Source organism: Streptomyces sp. LUP30 (assembly GCF_001746365.1).
In the GTDB taxonomy this organism is placed as follows: domain Bacteria; phylum Actinomycetota; class Actinomycetes; order Streptomycetales; family Streptomycetaceae; genus Streptomyces.
In genome coordinates, this window is record NZ_MJAJ01000002.1 from 217102 (window position 1) to 234587 (window position 17486).

A 17486-nucleotide genomic window follows, 5' to 3' on the forward strand; every position below is an offset into this window, starting at 1 on the left:
TCCCCAAGCGGGCGTTGGCGCTCGTCGGCGTGGGGGGTGGTCGGCGGCAGCTCGGTCCTCGATGGCTGCGGAGACCCCGGCGCCCCAGGGGGCCGGGGGGATCGTTCCCGCTGCCGGCGGCCCCTCCCCCGGGCAGCCGCGTGCAGCCCCGCGCACGGCCCACCACCCTCCTCCCCCCCAACACGCCACAACCCGGGTGTCGCCTCAGCCCGGGACTCGGGGCCGCGATGTGACTCGCGGGGCTCAGGGGCGCCGGGCGATCCAGGTCGTACGGGTGGTCCGCACGCCCAGGTCGTTGCGCCGTGCGACGCCGTGCGGCCCGGAATCGTCCAGCAGGTCGTCCAGGGCAGTGAGATCGTCGTCGGAGAGGGCGCCTCTGCCATGGGAACGCAGCCTGGCCAGGCAGACCCGGGCGTACTCGTTCAGGGCCGCTCCCGCCTGATCGTGGGCGACGCGGATGTCGAAGGCGCGTCGTTCCTCGACGGTGAAGCCCGCGCCCGTCAGCGCTCCGGTCCAGTCGCCTCTTCGCCTGTGATGGGGCAACCTGCACCGCCGTCAGTCAGGTCACGCGACGGCGCGTTCCGGAGCGCGGGAGGGCGCATGCAGCGCGTGACGGCACGTGGAGTGCGCATGGTTGCGTCCTCTCGGTCCGCGCGCCCCCTGCCCTGGCGCGGGCTCCCGAGGCAGGGTGGGCGGTTGCCGGAGCAGAGCTGCCGTTCCGGCGCGTCGTCTGGGAGGGCTGGGTGGACCAGGTGGACGAGGGCCGTGACGAGCGCCGTGACGAGGTCCATTTCGACGGCCGTGTGGTCGTGGTGACCGGCGGGGGCCGGGGACTGGGCAGGGAGTACGCGGTGCTCCTCGCGGCGCGTGGCGCCAAGGTCCTGGTCAACGACGTGGGGACCGCAACAGACGGACACGGGGCGTCGCCCGCACCCGCGCGGGCCGTGGTGGAGGAGATCCGGGCGGCGGGCGGGGAAGCGCTGGCGGACGGGCACGACGTGGCCACCGTGGACGGCGCCCGGGCCGTCGCCGCGGCCGCACTGGAGCGGTGGGGGCGACTGGACGCCCTGGTCAACAACGCGGGCATCTCGATCCTGCGCCCGTTGGCCGAGCTCACCGACGACGAGTGCCGACGCGTGCTGGACACGCACGCGGGCGGGACGCTGAACATGCTGCGGGCCGTCTGGCCGCACATGGCCGCCGCCGGGTACGGGCGGATCGTCAACACGTGCTCCGACGCCCTGTTCGGCGACACCGGGCTCAGCGCGTACGCCGCAGGCAAGGGCGCCGTGCTGGGGCTGACCACCTCCTCGGCGGCGGAAGGCGCCGCGAGGGGCATCAAGGTCAACGCGGTCGTGCCCGTCGCCGCGACCCGCATGTCCCTGGAGGCGGTCCGGGACGACGAACGGACGACCGCGCTGCTCACCGAACTGTTCCCCGCCCGGCACGTCGCCCCGGTGGTGGCGTTGCTTGCCCACGAGAGCGCCCCCTGCACCGGGGAGCTCCTCCACGCGGCCGGCCGTCGCACCGCCCGGATCTTCCTGGGCGCCACCGAAGGCGTCGTCTGGACGCAGGACCCCACACCGGAGATGGTCCGGGACGGCTTCGCGCGGATCCACGACACCGGAGCGTTCCGCACACCGGGGAGCGTCAGCGAGTCCATGGGCTTCTCCCTCGCCCGGCTGGGCGCCGGGGCCGCCGGGCCGCCGACCCTCGACCTCACGACGCCGGCCGCCCGGGAATGACGTGTGCACACCCGCCCCACGCCGCCCCCTACAGCTCCGGGAGGACCCGTGCCGCAGGACATGGACTTCGACCTCCCCGCCGCCACGGAGATCAGCCCCGACCTCGAAGCCGCCGGCCGGCACAACCTGGACTGGGTGCGCCGCACCGGCCTGGCCGCTGACGACCGGTCACTGGCCTGGTACGTCTCCTGGGGCATGCCGCGCCTGGCCGCGCTCGGCTTCCCGCACGCCCGGGGTCCGGCCCTGGACCTGTTGGCGGACGCGATGGGGTTCTTCTTCGTCTTCGACGACCAGTTCGACGGTCCCCTCGGCCGGGATCCCGCCGAGACCGCCCGGGTCTGCCAGGCGCTGATCGACATCGCGCACGGCGCCCCGCCGCCGCCCGGCGCGGACGCCTGCATGACGGCGTTCGCCGACATCCGGGCCCGCAGCACCGAGGGCGCCCACCCGGCCTGGACCGCCCGCACGGCACACGAATGGGAGTACTACTTCGCCGCGCAGGCCCACGAAGCGCGGGGCCGTCTCCGCGGCACGCCGGCGGACCTCGACGCCTACCTCCAGGTCCGGCGCGGTATCGCCGCCACCGACCTGCCCCTCTCACTCGGAGAACGCGCGGCCGGCCTCACCGTCCCCGCGTCCGCCTTCCACAGTCCCGAGCTGCGCATCATGCGCCAGGTCGCCATCGACGTCACCCTGATGTGCAACGACGTCTACTCCCTGGAGAAGGAGGAGGCCCGCGGCGACATGGACAACCTCGTCCTCGTCCTCGAACAGGCCCGGCGCCTCACCCGCGGCGAAGCCCTCATCGCGGCCCGCAACGAGGTGGACCAGCGCGTCCTGCGGTTCCAGGAGCTGGCCGGACAGGTGCCCGCCGTCTGCGCGCAACTCGCCCTCTGCGAGCGGGAGCAGGCCGACGTCGCCGGTTACGTCCGCGTCATGACCGCGTGGATGAGCGGCTACCACGCCTGGCAGACCGGAACCCAGCGCTACCGGAACGCACCCCGGGTCGTTCCGCCCTCGGGCCCCGGCCACTTCGGCCAGATCCTGCGCACCGGCGAGCGCCGACCGCCGCGTCCTGGGCCGAGATCATTCCCGGCTCAGTGATCGACCAGCTCCCTGCAACAGTGGACGGGGCTGTGGGAGTCGGCCGAGTCATGGGCCGACCTGCTGCGCGACTGCCGCCGCCGCGGCATGCGCGATCCCGGGTTGATCGCCACCGGCAGCTGAGACAGCACCGCCCGGCTGTGGAACCTGCAATCCCACCTCTCGACCGTCTTGGACGGGCATGTGGGACACGTCAACTCCGTGGCCTTCCGGCCGGACGGGAAGGCTGTGGCCACGGCCTCCTCGGACGGCACCGTCCGGCTGTGGGGCACCATCGCTCAGAGCGCTACGAAAGTGCTGACCGGCCACAGCGACTACGTCGACACCGCGGGCCTTCGGATCCAACGGCCACACGCTCGCCAGGGATGGGTCACGTCAGTGGCCTTCAGCCCGGGCGGCTACCTGTGCGACATGGCCGCGTGAGAACGCCGCGGAAGCCGGTCAGGTCAGCAGGGTCACCGAGTAGTCGAAGGTGGTCCCGGTGACGGTGTAGGTGGCCGTCTGACCGTTGTCGCAGTAGGACACGTAGGAGCTGCCGAAGTCCTTGGTTCCGCCGACCGCATCGACGTACGGGCGGACGTCGGTGCCTTCCGGCCATGAGGTGGTGGACAGGTCGATGACCCTGGTCTGGTTGATCGGGTACTCGTCGGTCGGGGCGGACTGTTCGCCGGTGCGGGCGGTGACGGCCCAGGAAAGGACGAAGCCGGCGTTGTTGACGACGGCCATCTTCTGCACGCAGGGCCGGGCCTGCGCGGGCGTCGCCGCCGCGGTGACCGAGGGCAGGACGGCCAGTGCCGTCGCGCCCGCCAGGATCGCGGCCGACCTGTGACGTATCCGGGTCCGGTTCATGATCGAAACTCCTTCCCGGCCGGGGCCGTCCCGGCCGACGACCGCCCGAGTAGCCCGACGTTCCATCAGGAAACCTCTGTGGTGCATGAGTTGGGAGTTTCTCGCTACCTGACGTCTTCGCGAAGCAGACGTACAGCAGTCCACCACCACTGGGTGCCACCAGAGCCAGAGCCGGGCTCGCAGGCGGGTGTCTTCGCATCTGCCTCGGGAGGCGGCGCCGGGATCGACCGCGTTGGCCTTCGCCGCTTTCCACTCCATGAGGCACCGGGCGGCCGACCCCACGCCGGTCGCTCACGCGGATGGCGGCGGGGGCAAGGTGGACGCTGCCCTTGCCTGCCCGCTCGAAGGAACCCTCGTACGGTGAGCCGCTCGACGGCTTAGCCGAACCGTCGTCGACGCCGGGCCGCGGTCGACGTCGCCGAGCTGCCGGTGGATCAAGACCCCCCGACCCCGGAGTACGTCTCTTTTCGGCCATGCCCCCCTGACGTCCCTGCACGGAAAGGTACTTCCGTACAGGAGCACGCGCCTGACATCTTGCATCCACCACTCGTTTCGTACGGCCCGGCCGGTGCCCTCAGCACGGCCGGGCCGTCTCCGGAGGACGCATTGATATCCCAGATATCCCGCCGCCCCAGACGCACGCTGGTGCTCGCGGCCACGCTCGGCGCCGCCCTCGCGTTCGGCGCCCCGGGCGCCCTCGCGGGCACACTCCCCGTCCCCTCCTCTGCCGCGCCGGGCGTCAAGGCCCATGCTCCGGTCGCCGCGCCGGCCTCCCGGAGTGCGGCCTGGGTGGCCGGCACGCGTGCCTACCTCGTGATCACTGCTCCGGGTGACAGTTCGGCGGTCCGCTCCGCGATCACGGCCAACGGCGGCACCGTCTTCTCGAACTTCGACGCCATCGGCGTGATCGTCGCCCACTCGGCGTCCAGCGGATTCGCCGCCACCATGCGCGCCGTCGCCGGCGTGCAGCAGGTCGGCGCCACGCGCACCTCGGACGTCCCGGCCGACGCGTACAACCCGGCGCTCCCGGCCAATCCGGCACAGGCCTCGACCCCGGCCGGCGAACCGGTCCGGGCCGACATGAGCCAGATCAAGGCCGACCAGGCCTGGGCCGTGAACCCGGGCTCCGCCTCCGTCACGGTCGGCATCCTGGACACCGGTGTGGACGACCAGCACCAGGACCTGGCTCCCAACTTCGACGCGGCCGACTCGGTGTCCTGCGCCTACGGCAAGCCCGACACCCGTGCCGGCGCCTGGCGGGACGTCGACACGCACGGCACCCACGTAGCGGGCACCATCGCCGCGGCCAAGAACGGCAAGGGCGTCGTCGGCGTGGCCCCCGGGGTGAAGATCGCCGCGGTCCGGGTCGCCGAGCCGGGAAACTCGTTCTTCTTCGCCGAGAACACCATCTGCGGCTTCGTCTGGGCCGGTGACCACGGCTTCAAGGTCACCAACAACAGCTACTACACGGACCCGTGGCAGTTCAACTGCCCGGACAACATCGACCAGGCCGCCATCATCGAGGGTGTCAAGCGCGCCCAGGATTACGCTGAGGGCAAGGGCTCCCTCCAGATCGCCGCCGCGGGCAACGAGAACTACGACCTCGCCCACAAGACGACCGATTCCGCGAGCCCGAACGACTCGACGCCGGTCACCCGCACCATCACCAACGCCTGCCTCGACATCCCGACCGAGCTGCCGGGCGTGGTCACGGTCGCGGCCAACGGCACGGGCGTCACCAAGGCCTCGTTCTCGAACTACGGGCAGGGCGTCATCGACGTCGCGGCGCCGGGCAGCAACGTGTACTCCACCGTCCCCGGCGGCGGCTACGGCAGCAAGAGCGGCACGTCGATGGCCACCCCGCACGTGGTCGGCGTGGCGGCGCTCATCGCCAGCGCCGATCCGGGCATCACCCCGGCGCAGATCCGCGCCAAGCTGGCCGCCCAGGCCAACGACGTCGCCTGCCCCTCGGACAGCCGCTGCACGGGCACGACGGCCGACAACTCGTTCTTCGGCGAGGGACAGGTCGACGCCCTCAAGGCCGTCGGGACCACCCCGCCGCCCGGCAAGTACTTCGAGAACCTCGCGGACTTCGCCATCAACGACAACGCGACCGTGGAAAGCGCGATCGCCGTCACCGGCGTGAGCGGCAACGCCCCGGCCACCCTCAAGGTGGGCGTGGACATCAAGCACACCTACATCGGCGACCTGAAGGTCGACCTGGTGGCACCGGACGGCACCGTCTACACGCTGCACAACCACACCGGCGGCAGCGCCGACAACATCGCCCAGACCTACACCGTGAACGCCTCCTCGGAGGTCGCGAACGGCACCTGGAAGCTGCGCGTCAACGACAACGCCGCCTCCGACACAGGCAAGATCGACGCCTGGAACCTGACCTTCTAGGACAGGTCCGGCCGATCATGTTCGGAGCCTGACGACCAGGGCGGCCGCTTCGGCGGTGCCGAGGAAGGCCGCAACGGCGCTCATCGTGGCGAGTCGCGGCCGCCCTCTGCTGCTTCAAGCGGTTGATCGCTCGTTCGGCGGTGCTGCGTTTCCTGTACCGCTCTTCGTCGAGGCCTGGTGGCCGCCCGCCGCGTGAGCCCTTGCGCAGGCGGGCGGCCCGGCTGTCGGTCTTCTCCGGGAACGTGTGCCCGATGCCGCGTCTCCGCCACGCGGTTTCACCCTGATGACCTGGCGGTTCGGCCCCTCGCGGTCACTCGTCGTTCACCCACCGCATGAGCCGTTGCAGCGGGTAGAAGCCGTCGTGCGAGAGGCCCGGTGGCATGCCGCCCGCCCTGCCGAGGGAGACCACGCGTTGCACGCCGGCGCAGGCGAGAGCGTCGCGCAGCTCCGCCTTGCGGGTGTCGGGGTACACGCCGACCGTCTGGGTGGCGACCCCGGCATGGGTGACGGCGTCGGACAGGGCGGCGACCGCGACGACGTCCACGATCTTCCCGTCGGGGTGGAAGTCCACCGGTTCGGGAGAGCGGATGACCAGGCCCCGGCCGTCGTAGCCGCCCCACACGCGGTACTCCGGCTCCATGGACCGCAGGACGTCGATCTCCTCCCGCAGTTCCGCGGCGACCCGTGGACCGCCGGCCGAGCTGAACTCCCGTGCCACGCCAAGGCGTTCGCACAGCAGGGCGGCGTAACGGTCGGCGTCTTCCCAGGATCCCTCGACGAACTGGAAGCGACTGGCCACGCAGGCCTGCTGGTTGAAGAAGGTGGCGTCGGCAGCGCCCGCGTCGGCAGCCCGGGCCAGGCTGTCCTCGGACGCGAAGGCCTCGCGACCGATCATCGAGATGGAGGTCTTGGGGTCGAAGGAGACAAGCTCGAACCCCGGGCCGACGTACTTCAACGCGCTGCGGATGGTGGACTCACCGCCCCAGGCGACCAGCTTGTCGAAGAACTGCGGGCGGAAGAGCACGCTCTCCACCGCCTCGTCGCCGCCGCGCCAGTACACCGCGGAGAACGACCGCACCACCGGGTGCCCGGGGGCGACCGCGGCCATGGTGCGCAGGATCGCGGTCGCGGTGAACAGGTCGTTCGAGGGCAGTTTCAGGAGGTTGACGCCCTTGGTGAGCGCGCCGCGCACCACGGACATCGCCGCGACTCCGGGTGCGTTGCCCGCGATGATGTGCACCAGGCGGGGCGGGAACGCGCGGGTGGCCGCGATCCGATCGTCGGGCAGGCGTACCTCGCGCCAGCCGTCGAGCACGTCCGCGCCGCCGAGTTCGTGGTCGATCTGGGCGTACAGGCCGGGGCGCTGGAAGCTGCGCCACAGCACGGCGTAGGCGCGCTCCAGCACCTCCGCGGGCAGCGGGCTGACCGGGACCATCCGCTCCAGGGCTTCGGCGAGCAGGCCCGCACGGTCCGCCTTGAGGGCCTCGCCGGTCTCCACGAGCAGGTCGACGATCTCCGCCACGGGCACGTGGAAGGCGGGGCCGGGTTCGGTGCGGGGCCACACGAGGCGGTCGAGGTCGAGGGCCGGTGCGGTGAACCGGCCGAGGTCGACGGGGGTGCTCGGGTCGGCCTCGCCCCGGATCACATGGACGACGTTCACGGGGGCGGCCGCGGCGCCGTCGAGTGTCGTACGGCTCATCAGTGGATCATCCCTCGCACGTAGGAGTCGAGTGTCGCGGCACAGGTGATCTTGTCGTCGCCGCCGAGGTCGCCGTAGCGCCGGATGTCCGGCAGGACCGCCGGTCCCGGGCGGCCGCAGGCGCAGGGCGAGAAGTCGACGAAGACCCGGTCGCCGCTGATCAGGCCGCCCCAGCGGCCCTCCAGGGAGACGTCGAGGAACGCGAACCGGCCCTCGACGACGCCGTGTCCGGGGTTGAGCAGCTTTTCGCCCGGTTCGTCGAGCACCAGGGGGATCACCCAGGGCGGCACGTGGTAGGCGCCCTGCTCACAGGCGAGGCAGGAGCCCTGGAGCTCGGTCATGCCGTAGCTGCGTACGCGGCGGACACCGTCGTAGAAAGCGGTCAGTTGCTGCTGGTAGTCGTCGGGCAGGGCGCGGCCCTTGTTGCCGCCGCCGCTGAGCACCAGCGTGTCCGGGTGCAGGCTGCCGTCGGTCAGGCCGCGGGCGCGCAGGGCCTGGATGAGGGTGAACTGCTGGTTGTTCATGCCGGCGATCAGCAGCGGTTCGTCGCGGTGGGCGACGATGTCGTCGACGATCTCGGCCATGGCCGCGCCCAGTTCCCGCTGGCGGGACTCGGAGACGGTCTCGAAGGAGCTGATCTCCTGTGGAGTGGCGGCGCCCTCGGCGATCCGGCGGCGCAGCAGGGCGCTGCTCATCAGCTCGGACACGCGCATCGGGTCGTCGGTGAGCAGCCTGGTCCCGCCGGGCTGCGCGAAGACCTCGGCGTGCCAGCGGAAGCCGTCGATGGAGCGCATCGGTCCGCTCGCGGGTGCGAGCAGATAGCCGCGGCGGGTGGGTTTCGCCGGCAGGGGGTCGGGCCAGCAGGTGAGGTGCTCCAGGACGTCGTGCAGGAAAGTCAGGTCGCTGGCATCGCAGTTGAGGAAGGAGACCTTCCCGGAGGTGCCGCTGGTGATGTACGGGCGGTGGCCGGCGGCGGTGATGCGGTCGGTCCACTCGTCGATGTCGCGGACGCCGTCCATGTCGACGTCACCGGGTTCGACCGCGGAGACGGTGGTGTACCAGCGCAGGAGCCGGTCCCAGCGGCCGGCGGTGATGAGGGAGACGGGGTAGGACTTGTAGCTGGTGTGCGAGAAGAGCAGCGGCACGAGGTCGTCGAGGCCGGTGATCTCGTCGACGCCGGTCTCCGCCGCCCGGGTGCGCAGCAGCGGAACCCGCTGGCGGTGGGCGGTGAAGGTCTCCCGGGCCGCCTCCAGCTGCAACTCCTGCAGTTCGCCGACTGGTTGGTCGAACGTGTCGCCGGAAAGGACGAGGGATCGGATCTGCTCGCGTGCGCCTGGCACAGCGTTCACCTCAATCAGTTGCGTACGTTGTCTTTTCCGCGGGGGTGCGCGCGAGGTACGAGGACTCGATCGCGTCGAGGTCGCCGCGCAGTTCTGCCGGGGTGCCGGTCATGGTGACGCGGCCGCGATGCAGGACGTACACGCGGTCGGCGACGTCCAGCACCTTGCGCACGTGCTGTTCGACCAGCAGTGCGCCGAGGCCGCGGTCGGCCGCCTCGCGTACCGCGCGCAGGAGGCGGTCGACCACCAACGGGGCCAGGCCGAGGGAGAGTTCGTCCGCGAGGAGCAGTTTGGGCGTGCGGCACAGGGCGCGGGCCAGTGACAGCATCTGCTGCTCGCCTCCGGACAGCTCGCCCGCGCTGGTGCTGAGGCGCTTTTCGAGCTCGGGGAAGAGTTCCAGCGCGTGCTGGGATCTCACCCGGCCGACCCGCAGGTTGTCCGCGGTGTCGAGCCGGGTGAAGACCGCCCGCTCACCGACATACGCCAGGCCCTGGCGGGCGCGGCGGTGCAGCGGTGTCCGGCCGGGTTCGCCCAGCCAGCGCACCTCGCCGCCCATCGGGGCCAGGCTTCCGGAGAGCGCCCGCAGGGTGGTGGTCTTGCCTGCGCCGTTGGGACCGAGCAGGGCGACGACCTCGCCGGGGCGGACCTCCAGCTCGAGGTCGCGTACGACGGGCCGGCTGCCGTATCCGACGGACAGAGAGCGTGCTTCGATCAGGGGTGGGTCGGTGTCGTGCACGGGCCTGCTCCTCAGCCCGACGACATGGCCGTCAGGACCTTGCGGACGTCGACGAAGGTCGATCCGGGCTTGGCCCACTCGATCTTCCCGTCGCGGATGGTCAGTTCGGTGGCGGTGGTGTTGTGGATGCGGTCGAGCCCCTTGATCGGCAGGGCCGTGGACGCCTTCCAGCTCAGCGGCGGGGTCAGGCCGCCGGTGCTGATGCCCGGGCTGGTGTCGAGCTCCTGCACGAGGGCCTTCGCGGTGATCGTCGGGAGCGTCTTGGCGGCCTCGGTGAAGACCTTGAAGGCCACCCAGGTCGTCTCGTTGGCGCCGTTGCTGGTGTCGATGTCCTTGTCGCCCTTGGTGGCTGCGACGAAGTCCTTCCATGCGGCGTCGGAGGTCGGCGGGAAGTAGCCGGTGATCGCGGCGCCCTCCAGCGGCCCGCCGGCCCCGCCGGTGCTCTCGGCGAGCTGCGGGGTCAGGTTGCCGACGACGCTGCCGAGCTTCGTCTTGGCGCCGGACTGCACGTACGACTTCACGAACAGGCCGGAGGCGGTGCCCATGATGACGCTCACGCAGTCGCTTCCCTTGGTCGCGGCGGCGACCTGCGGGGCGAGGTCGCTGGCGGTGAGCGGCACCTTGATGTCCTTGGGCGCCGCGCCTCCGGCGGAGAGCGCGCCGACGGTGAGGAACTGCGAGACGACGGCGGCGGCCGCCACGTCGTAGCGCACGCCTGAGATCTTGTTGCAGCCGCTCTGCACCAGTTGCCGGCCGTGGGCCGCGAACACCACCGGGGTGCCGCCGTTGACCGGGAACGACAGCGGGTTGGAGAACTCGGCCGCCGAGACTCCGGTGCCGCCGATGTACGGGATGGCGGCCTTCTGCAGGATGGGCATGTAGCGATCACCGGCGAGGCTGTAGGAGCCCACCACCGCGACCACCTTCTCGGCCACCGCCTGCTGGGCGCACTTCTCGGCCTCGTCGGGGTTGTTCTTCTCGTTGCAGGTGAGGACCTTCAGCGGCGCGCCCTTGATCCCGCCGTTGGCGTTGATCCACTTCTCGTAGGCCTGGGCGGTGAGCCGGACCCCGGGCTGGGCGCTGCCCTGGGTGTCCTCCGGCGTCCAGACCATCACCTTGACGGGTGTGCCCTTCAGGGCGGAGGTCTCCTCTTTCGAACTCCCGGACGCCTCTCCCCCGCAACCGGCGGCGAGCAGGGCTCCGGTGACCGCGAGGCAGCCTGCTGCGGCGGTTCTGCGTCGGCGTGAGTGGTTCATGGTTCCTCCGCTGGGCTCGTCGTCGAGATGCCGAACAGCATGGGGTGCGTTTTGTGGTTAGTGAAGTACTCTCGGCACAATTATTTAAATGAATGTGCTGTCTCGCTCCTGCCCTCGGGAGGTTCCTCGATGGACGACGTCCTACGTTTCGCGCTGCTCGGCCTCGCGCTCGGCGCCCTGTACGCGCTCACCGCGCACGGCATCGTGCTGGTCTACCGGGGCTCCGGCGTCCTGAACTTCGCGCACGGCGCGATCGGTATGGCCGGGGCCTATGTCCAATGGGAACTCGCAGCCCAGCACGGCGTGCCGTACTGGCCCGCCACCGCGTGCGGTGTGCTCTTCTCCGCGGCGCTGGGCGTGCTCACCCACCTGTTGGTGCTCCGCCCGCTGCGCAGAGCGTCCTCGCTGGCCCGCCTGGTCGGCACCCTGGCGGTCTTCATCGTGCTCACCGCGATCGCCGTCAAGCGCTACGGCGACGGCCTCGAGTTGCTGCCGGGCAAACTGCCCACCAAGCTGCTGACGATCGCCGGGGCCACGGTCTCCGAGGACCGCATGTGGCTGATCGGCATCGCGGTCGCGGTGACCGTGCTCCTCCACCTCCTCTACAAGCGCACCCTGTTCGGCCTGGGCACCAGCGCGGTCGCTGAGAACGAGGGCGTGGCCGCCTCGCTCGGCTGGTCCCCGGACCTGATCGCCACCGCCAACTGGGCCCTGGGATCGGCGCTCGCGGGGCTGACGGGCATCCTGATCGTGCCGGTCATCGGTCTGTCGGTGACCGGGCTGACCACCCTCCTGCTCAGCGCCCTGGCCGCCGCCCTGGTCGGCAGGTTCTCCTCGTTCCCCGTCACGCTGGCAGGTGGCCTGGTCATCGGCGTCGTACAGTCCGAACTGACCCGCTTCGGCTCCGGCGTCACCGGACTCGCCGCCTCGGTCCCCTTCCTCTTCATCGCCCTGGTGCTGGTCGCACGCGGCCGGGCGCTGCCGCTGCGCGGCACGTTCCTGGACCGGCTGCCCGGTCTGGGCACCGGAAAGGTCCGACCCCTGCCGTCGGCGCTCGCCGTCGTGGCCGGGCTGACGCTGGTCAGCCTGGCGACACCGCTGTGGGCCGACGCGATCACCACCACCCTGGTGCTGTCGCTGATCATCCTGTCGATCGTCGTGGTCACCGGGTACGCGGGACAGGTCTCCCTCGCGGCCTACGCACTGGCCGGGACGGGCGCCTTCCTCGCCGGGCACGCGGCGGCGGACTGGGGTTGGCCTTTCGAACTCGCCCTGCTGGCAGGGGTGTTGGGCACAGTGCCGATCGGTCTGCTGTTCGCGCTCCCCGCGGTCCGCACCCGTGGCGTCAATCTCGCGATCATCACTCTCGGCCTCGGCACCACCCTGGAGGCGATGGTCTTCCAGAACACCGACCTGGCGACGACCCCAGGCAGCGACGGCATCGCGGTGGGCAAGCAGACACTCTTCGGCATCGGCATCTCGGGCGTCGACCATCCGCAGCGGTACGCCGCCGTGGTGCTCGTGCTGTTCGTCGCCGCCACACTCGTGGTCGCCAACGTGCGGCGCAGCCGGACCGGTCGCCGGCTGATCGCCGTACGGGCGAACGAGCGGGCCGCCGCCGCCCTCGGCATCGACGTCCGCGCCGCCAAGCTCTACGCCTTCGGCCTGTCCGCGGCCATCGCGGCGCTCGCCGGAGTGCTCACCGGCTTCCGCTCGACCTCGGTCGTCCTGTCCGACTTCGCGAGCTTCGGCTCCATCACCGCGCTCGGCCTCGCGGTCATCGGCGGGGTCGGTTTCCTCGTCGGTCCGCTGTTCGGCGCGACCTTCGCCGCGGGCACGGTGGGTGCCCGGTTCGGAGACCTGGTGCTGCCCGGACTCAGCGAGTGGATGCCGCTGATCGGCGGAATCATCCTGGTGCTGACGCTGGTGAGCAACCAGGACGGCATCGGAAAGGGGCTCGGCACACGGGCGGCGAGGAGCCGGCGCAAGCTGCCCACGCAGCGGCCGGTGACCGTCCCGAAGGACGAGCCGTCGGCCGCCCCGGCCGTGACCCGGGCGGCCCCACTCCCCCTCCAGGTACGGGACCTCACCGTCCGCTACGGCGGTGTCGTCGCCGTCGACGGGCTCTCCCTGGACGTCGGACCGGGCCAGGTCGTGGGGCTCATCGGTCCCAACGGCGCCGGCAAGACCTCCGCCATCGACGCCGTCACCGGCTTCACCCGGGCCGCGTCGGGCAGTGTGCGCCTCGGGGACCGGGACGCGACCCGGCTGCCGGTCCACCGGCGGGCCGCCGCCGGTCTGAGCCGGTCCTTCCAGTCCCTGGAGCTGTTCGAGGACATGACCGTCCTGGACAACCTGTACGCGGCCTGCGACCGGCCCGGCCGCTGGGCGTACCTCACGGACCTGGTCCGTCCCGGCAGCCGCCCACTGCCCGCCCATGTGCTCGTCGCGGTGGAGGAGTTCGGTCTCCAGGACAGTCTGGCCCGGCCGGTGGGCGACCTGTCGTACGGAGAGCGTCGGCTGCTGGCCATCGCCCGCGCCGTCGCCGCCTCGCCGTCCGTGCTGCTCCTCGACGAACCGGCGGCGGGCCTGTCGGACGACGAGACCGGGGAACTGGCCCACCTGGTACGGCGGCTCGCCGAGGACTGGGGCATGGGGGTGCTGCTCGTCGAGCACGACGTCGACATGGTGATGAGCGTCTGCGACCAGGTCGTCGTCCTGGATTTCGGCCGCCGCATCTGCGCCGGTACGCCGGAGGAGGTACGGCGCGATCCGGCAGTGCGGGCGGCCTACCTGGGCGACCTGGAGCCGGAGACGCTGGTCTGAGCGTCCCGGGCGACGCCGAGAACCGGAGGCGCTGATCTCAGTGCCTCCGGCGGCAGCCACAGGGGCCGTGTCAGGCGTCGCGCAGATCCGCGACATACGGCTGATGGGACAGCAGGCCGCCGTCCACGCGCAGGGTGTGGCCGGTGATGAACGCCGACTCGTCGGAGGCGAGGAAGACGACCGCCGACGCGACGTCCTCCGGGCGCCCCAGGCGCGGCGTGAGGTGATGGCGCAGCATCGCCTCGCGGATCGCCCCGTGGGCCGAACCGGAGCTGGCCGGCGTGACGATGAACCCCGGCGCGATGGCATTACAGCGCACGCCCTGCTTGCCGTACTGGGTGGCGACGTACTGCGTGAGGTTGACGAGGGCGGCCTTCGAGGCACCGTACGCCGGGTTGCGCAGGTCGCCCGAGAGCCCGGCCCCGGACGAGGTGTTGATGATGGAGCCGCCGCCGCGCGCGATCAGGTGCGGGACGGCGGCCTGGACGGCGACCATGGTTCCGCGCAGGTTGATGCGCATGGTGTCGTCCCACACCGCCGGGTCGGCCTCGACGACGGCGAGGTCCTGACGGGCGGCCAGGTGGGTGGCCGCCGCGTTGTTGTGCAGGACGTCGAGACCGCCGTACGTCTCGACCGCCGCGGCCACCATGGCCCGTACGCTCTCGATGTCGCCGAGGTCGACCTGGACCGCCGTCGCGGAGCCGCCGGCGGCGCGGATCTCCTCCGTCACCGCCCTGGCACCGTCGAGGTTCAGGTCGGCGGCCACCGTGTGCGCGCCCTCGGCCGCCAGCCGGCGTGCGGTGGCCGCGCCGATGCCGGACGCGGCCCCGGTGACGACGGCGATCTTGCCCTGGAGTCGCGTCATCGCGAACCGCCCGTTCTCCTAAGTGAGTTGACTGCCGACGACCGACACGAACGAGACACACTCGCCGGGTCCGCCGCCGAGGTTGTGGGTCAGGGCGAGCGAGCGTCCCTCGGCCACGGACTTCACCGTCCGCTCGGCCGGCGCCTCGCCGCGCAGCTGGAGCCAGGCCTCGAACATCATGCGCAGGCCGGAGGCGCCGATGGGGTGGCCGAACGCCTTCAGGCCGCCGTCCGGGTTGACCGGCAGCGAGCCGTCCAGGTCGAACGCCCCGCTGGTGACGTCCTTCCATCCCTGACCGCGCTCGGAGAAGCCCAGGTCCTCCATCAGCACCAACTCCGTGGGCGTGAAGCAGTCGTGGACCTCGGCGAGGGCGAGTTCGGCGCGCGGGTCGGTGATGCCCGCCTGCCGGTAGGCCTCCCGTGCGGAGGCGACGACCTCGGGGAAGGTGGTGAAGTCGTACTCCGGGTCGAGGAGCCCGTCCGCCGGACCGGCGACGAAGGACAGCGCCTTCACGAAGATCGGCTTGTCCGTGTACTTGTAGGCGTCCTCGGCGCGCACCACGATGGCGGCGGCCGAGCCGTCCGAGACGCCCGAGCAGTCGAACACGCCCAGCATGCCCGCGACGATCGGGGCCGACCGGATGCGCTCCAGCGGCACCTCCTTGCGGAACTGCGCGCGCGGGTTGCGGGCCCCGTTGACGTGGTTCTTCCAGGCGATACGGGTGATGACGTCCTTCATCTCCTCCCCCGCCAGGCCGTACTTGGCGGCATAGGCGGGGGCCAGGAGGGAGAAGTTGGCCGGGGCGGTGATCTCCCCGCGGCTGTCGTCGCCCGCGCCCGGGATGGCCGTACCGGACAGTCCGGACATGCCGGAGTCCTTGAGCTTCTCCACGCCGACGGCCATCGCCACGTCGTACGCCCCCGAAGCGACGGCGTAACAGGCGTTGCGCAGGGCCTCGGAGCCGGTCGCGCACATGTTCTCGACGCGGGTGACCGGCTTGTGGGGCAGGTGGAGCGCCCGGCTCAGGGTCAGTCCGGACACGCCGGACGCCTGGGTGCCGAACCAGTACGCGTCGATGTCGTCGAGGGTGATGCCGGCCGAGGTGACGGCCTCGCCGACGGCGTCGATCAGCAGGTCGTCCGCCGAGCGGGTCCAGTGCTCGCCGAAGGGTGTGCAGCCCATGCCGACGATCGCGACCCGGTCCCGTATTCCGTGCGAGCCCATCAGCGTGTCCCCTCGGTCTCGCCCGTGCGCACCGGCCGGGCCTTCCAGAAGTAGTTGTGGACGCCGGCCGCCGTGACCGTGCGCCGGAACGTCATCTCGACCCGCGCCCCGATGACGGCGTCGGCCTCGGTGGCGTCGGTCAGCTGGCAGCGGAACCGGCCGCCGCCGTCGTAGTCGACGACCACGACGAGCATCGGCGGGCTCGGCGTGGCCGCCAGGCGGTCGACGGTGAACGTGGCGACCGTGCCGCGCACGTGCGCCATCGGCTCGTCGGCCATGGCGTCGACGCTCCGGCAGGAGGTGCACACCCGGTCGGGCGGCAGATGCCGGGTGGCGCACTTCTCGCAACGGGAGGCCACGAAGCCGTACTTCCAGCCGGTGCGGCGGTGTGCGGGCGGCGCGTACGGCGGCTCGGGGTCCGGCCGACGGGGCGGTTCACGGTCGAGGAGGCCGCGCCAGGACAGGTAGGTGGCGTACGGCATCGGGGCGCTGCCCGCCGCGATCTGAGAGGCGACCGGGCGGGCCGCGCGGTGGGCCGGGAGCGCGTCGGTGGCGCGCAGCAGGAGGACTCCGGCGCCGTCGCCGAGCACGACGAGGGCGATGGTCTCGCCGGGCCGGGCCCGGTCGAGGACGTCGGCGAGGAGCAGACCGGGCTGCGCGGTGCCGGCGTTGCCGATCTCCCCGGCCAGGTCCGGGGTCACCGCCTCGGGGCGGACACCGGCGGTGCGCCGCACCGACGCGCACGCGCGCGTGTGCAGGCCCGCGACCACGAAGTGGTCTATCGAGCCGAGGTCGACCGCCGCGTGGTCGAGGGCCGCGGTGAGCGCCTTGTCCGCGAGGGACACGTAGATCTCCTCGGCGAAGCGCTCCTCCCAGACCCGGGAGACGGGCGCACCCGGCAGCCGCCAGCGGTCGAGGAGCTCGTCGCTGACCGTGTCGTGGGCGAGCAACTCCGCGATGACGGGGGCGCCGTTGCGGTGGCCGCCGAAGACGAACGCCGCCGCTCCGTCGCCGCCCGCGACCTCGTCGGCGCCGCCGGGCAGGCCGGTACGCAGGTCCGACAGGACCGTCAGGGTCGGGACCGGGGACCGGGCGGCCGTGACCAGGGCGCCGAGGCCGGAGCGCACGGAGCCGGCCATGTCGGCGGCGAGCACGTGCGGGTCGAGGCCGAGCGCGGCATGGACGGCGGCCGCGTTGGTCTTGTCGAGGTAGGCGGGTGCGGCGGTGGCGAGGAAGAGCTGGCTGACGCGGGCGCGCAGGCCGTCGCGGGCCAGGGCGCCGCGCGCCGCCTCGACGGCCATGGACGTGGTGTCCTCGTCATAGCCCGCGACCGTGCGGGTTCCCTTGCCTCCCCTGCCGCCCAGGGCGGCTGCCACATCCGTCCTCGCGAGGCGGTGGTACGGCACGTAGGCGCCGTACGCGATCAGTCCGGCCAT

Annotated in this window: 14 protein-coding genes; 5 read left to right on the top strand and 9 right to left on the bottom strand. The window is 71.8% G+C overall.

Annotated elements, in window-relative coordinates; genetic code table 11:
* Positions 1 to 243 precede the first annotated feature (243 nt).
* Positions 244 to 543 (bottom strand): hypothetical protein, encoded by a 300-nt coding sequence (locus BG482_RS02865; RefSeq protein WP_069767215.1) that lies wholly within the window; start codon positions 541 to 543, stop codon positions 244 to 246.
* A gap of 200 nt (positions 544 to 743) precedes the next feature.
* Here BG482_RS02865 and BG482_RS02870 point away from each other — a divergent pair, with 200 nt between their 5' ends.
* The 3 genes from BG482_RS02870 to BG482_RS02880 all read left to right on the top strand — a co-directional run bounded on the left by BG482_RS02870 (position 744) and on the right by BG482_RS02880 (position 3272).
* Positions 744 to 1745: an SDR family NAD(P)-dependent oxidoreductase gene (locus BG482_RS02870; RefSeq protein ID WP_107450333.1), complete on the top strand. Its 1002-nt coding sequence runs from the start codon at positions 744 to 746 to the stop codon at positions 1743 to 1745.
* Between the two features lie 48 nt (positions 1746 to 1793).
* Positions 1794 to 2849 (top strand): terpene cyclase, encoded by a 1056-nt coding sequence (locus tag BG482_RS02875; protein WP_069767216.1) that lies wholly within the window; start codon positions 1794 to 1796, stop codon positions 2847 to 2849.
* 171 nt (positions 2850 to 3020) lie between these two features.
* Positions 3021 to 3272 carry a WD40 repeat domain-containing protein gene (locus BG482_RS02880; protein WP_256096220.1) on the top strand — a complete coding sequence of 84 codons (252 nt, stop codon included), beginning with the start codon at positions 3021 to 3023 and terminating at the stop codon, positions 3270 to 3272.
* 18 nt (positions 3273 to 3290) lie between these two features.
* Here the strand turns inward: BG482_RS02880 and BG482_RS02885 are convergent, their stop codons facing one another.
* Positions 3291 to 3698: a hypothetical protein gene (locus BG482_RS02885; RefSeq protein ID WP_069767218.1), complete on the bottom strand. Its 408-nt coding sequence runs from the start codon at positions 3696 to 3698 to the stop codon at positions 3291 to 3293.
* A gap of 645 nt (positions 3699 to 4343) precedes the next feature.
* Between BG482_RS02885 and BG482_RS02890 the strand changes: the two genes are divergently transcribed.
* A complete protein-coding gene (locus BG482_RS02890) occupies positions 4344 to 6104 on the top strand; it encodes a S8 family serine peptidase (RefSeq protein ID WP_069767219.1) in 1761 nt (586 codons plus the stop codon).
* 310 nt (positions 6105 to 6414) lie between these two features.
* Here BG482_RS02890 and BG482_RS02895 read toward each other — a convergent pair whose 3' ends face one another.
* From BG482_RS02895 to BG482_RS02910, 4 genes are read right to left on the bottom strand one after another with little or no spacing between them, the layout of a single operon-like run.
* Positions 6415 to 7803: an acyl-CoA reductase gene (locus BG482_RS02895; RefSeq protein ID WP_069767220.1), complete on the bottom strand. Its 1389-nt coding sequence runs from the start codon at positions 7801 to 7803 to the stop codon at positions 6415 to 6417.
* A complete protein-coding gene (locus BG482_RS02900) occupies positions 7803 to 9143 on the bottom strand; it encodes a hypothetical protein (RefSeq protein ID WP_069767361.1) in 1341 nt (446 codons plus the stop codon). The genes BG482_RS02895 and BG482_RS02900 overlap by 1 nt, the downstream gene beginning before the upstream one ends.
* A gap of 10 nt (positions 9144 to 9153) precedes the next feature.
* Positions 9154 to 9879 carry an ABC transporter ATP-binding protein gene (locus BG482_RS02905; protein WP_069767221.1) on the bottom strand — a complete coding sequence of 242 codons (726 nt, stop codon included), beginning with the start codon at positions 9877 to 9879 and terminating at the stop codon, positions 9154 to 9156.
* A gap of 11 nt (positions 9880 to 9890) precedes the next feature.
* Positions 9891 to 11135, bottom strand: coding sequence for an ABC transporter substrate-binding protein (locus BG482_RS02910; RefSeq protein WP_069767222.1), 1245 nt, complete (start codon positions 11133 to 11135; stop codon positions 9891 to 9893).
* Positions 11136 to 11264: 129 nt separating this feature from the next.
* Between BG482_RS02910 and BG482_RS02915 the strand changes: the two genes are divergently transcribed.
* Positions 11265 to 13961, top strand: coding sequence for an ATP-binding cassette domain-containing protein (locus BG482_RS02915; protein ID WP_069767223.1), 2697 nt, complete (start codon positions 11265 to 11267; stop codon positions 13959 to 13961).
* A gap of 70 nt (positions 13962 to 14031) precedes the next feature.
* On the opposite strand, the gene BG482_RS02920 is transcribed toward BG482_RS02915, so the two are convergent.
* Genes BG482_RS02920 through BG482_RS02930 form a run of 3 tightly spaced genes read right to left on the bottom strand, consistent with a single transcriptional unit; the run spans position 14032 to position 17486 of the window.
* Positions 14032 to 14826 (bottom strand): SDR family NAD(P)-dependent oxidoreductase, encoded by a 795-nt coding sequence (locus tag BG482_RS02920; protein ID WP_069767224.1) that lies wholly within the window; start codon positions 14824 to 14826, stop codon positions 14032 to 14034.
* 18 nt (positions 14827 to 14844) lie between these two features.
* Entirely contained in the window at positions 14845 to 16050 is a 1206-nt protein-coding gene (locus BG482_RS02925) for an acetyl-CoA acetyltransferase (protein ID WP_069767225.1), read from the bottom strand.
* A complete protein-coding gene (locus tag BG482_RS02930; protein ID WP_069767226.1) occupies positions 16050 to 17486 on the bottom strand; it encodes an OB-fold domain-containing protein in 1437 nt (478 codons plus the stop codon). The genes BG482_RS02925 and BG482_RS02930 overlap by 1 nt, the downstream gene beginning before the upstream one ends.

Excerpts from the sequence above, each read along its gene's own strand:
- BG482_RS02920 (WP_069767224.1), bottom strand. The coding sequence starts at position 14,826 with ATGACGCGACTCCAGGGCAAGATCGCCGTCGTCACCGGGGCCGCGTCC.
- BG482_RS02930 (WP_069767226.1), bottom strand. The coding sequence starts at position 17,486 with ATGGCCGGACTGATCGCGTACGGCGCCTACGTGCCGTACCACCGCCTC.
- BG482_RS02915 (WP_069767223.1), top strand. The coding sequence starts at position 11,265 with ATGGACGACGTCCTACGTTTCGCGCTGCTCGGCCTCGCGCTCGGCGCC.
- BG482_RS02895 (WP_069767220.1), bottom strand. The coding sequence starts at position 7,803 with ATGAGCCGTACGACACTCGACGGCGCCGCGGCCGCCCCCGTGAACGTC.
- BG482_RS02925 (WP_069767225.1), bottom strand. The coding sequence starts at position 16,050 with ATGGGCTCGCACGGAATACGGGACCGGGTCGCGATCGTCGGCATGGGC.
- BG482_RS02910 (WP_069767222.1), bottom strand. The coding sequence starts at position 11,135 with ATGAACCACTCACGCCGACGCAGAACCGCCGCAGCAGGCTGCCTCGCG.
- BG482_RS02885 (WP_069767218.1), bottom strand. The coding sequence starts at position 3,698 with ATGAACCGGACCCGGATACGTCACAGGTCGGCCGCGATCCTGGCGGGC.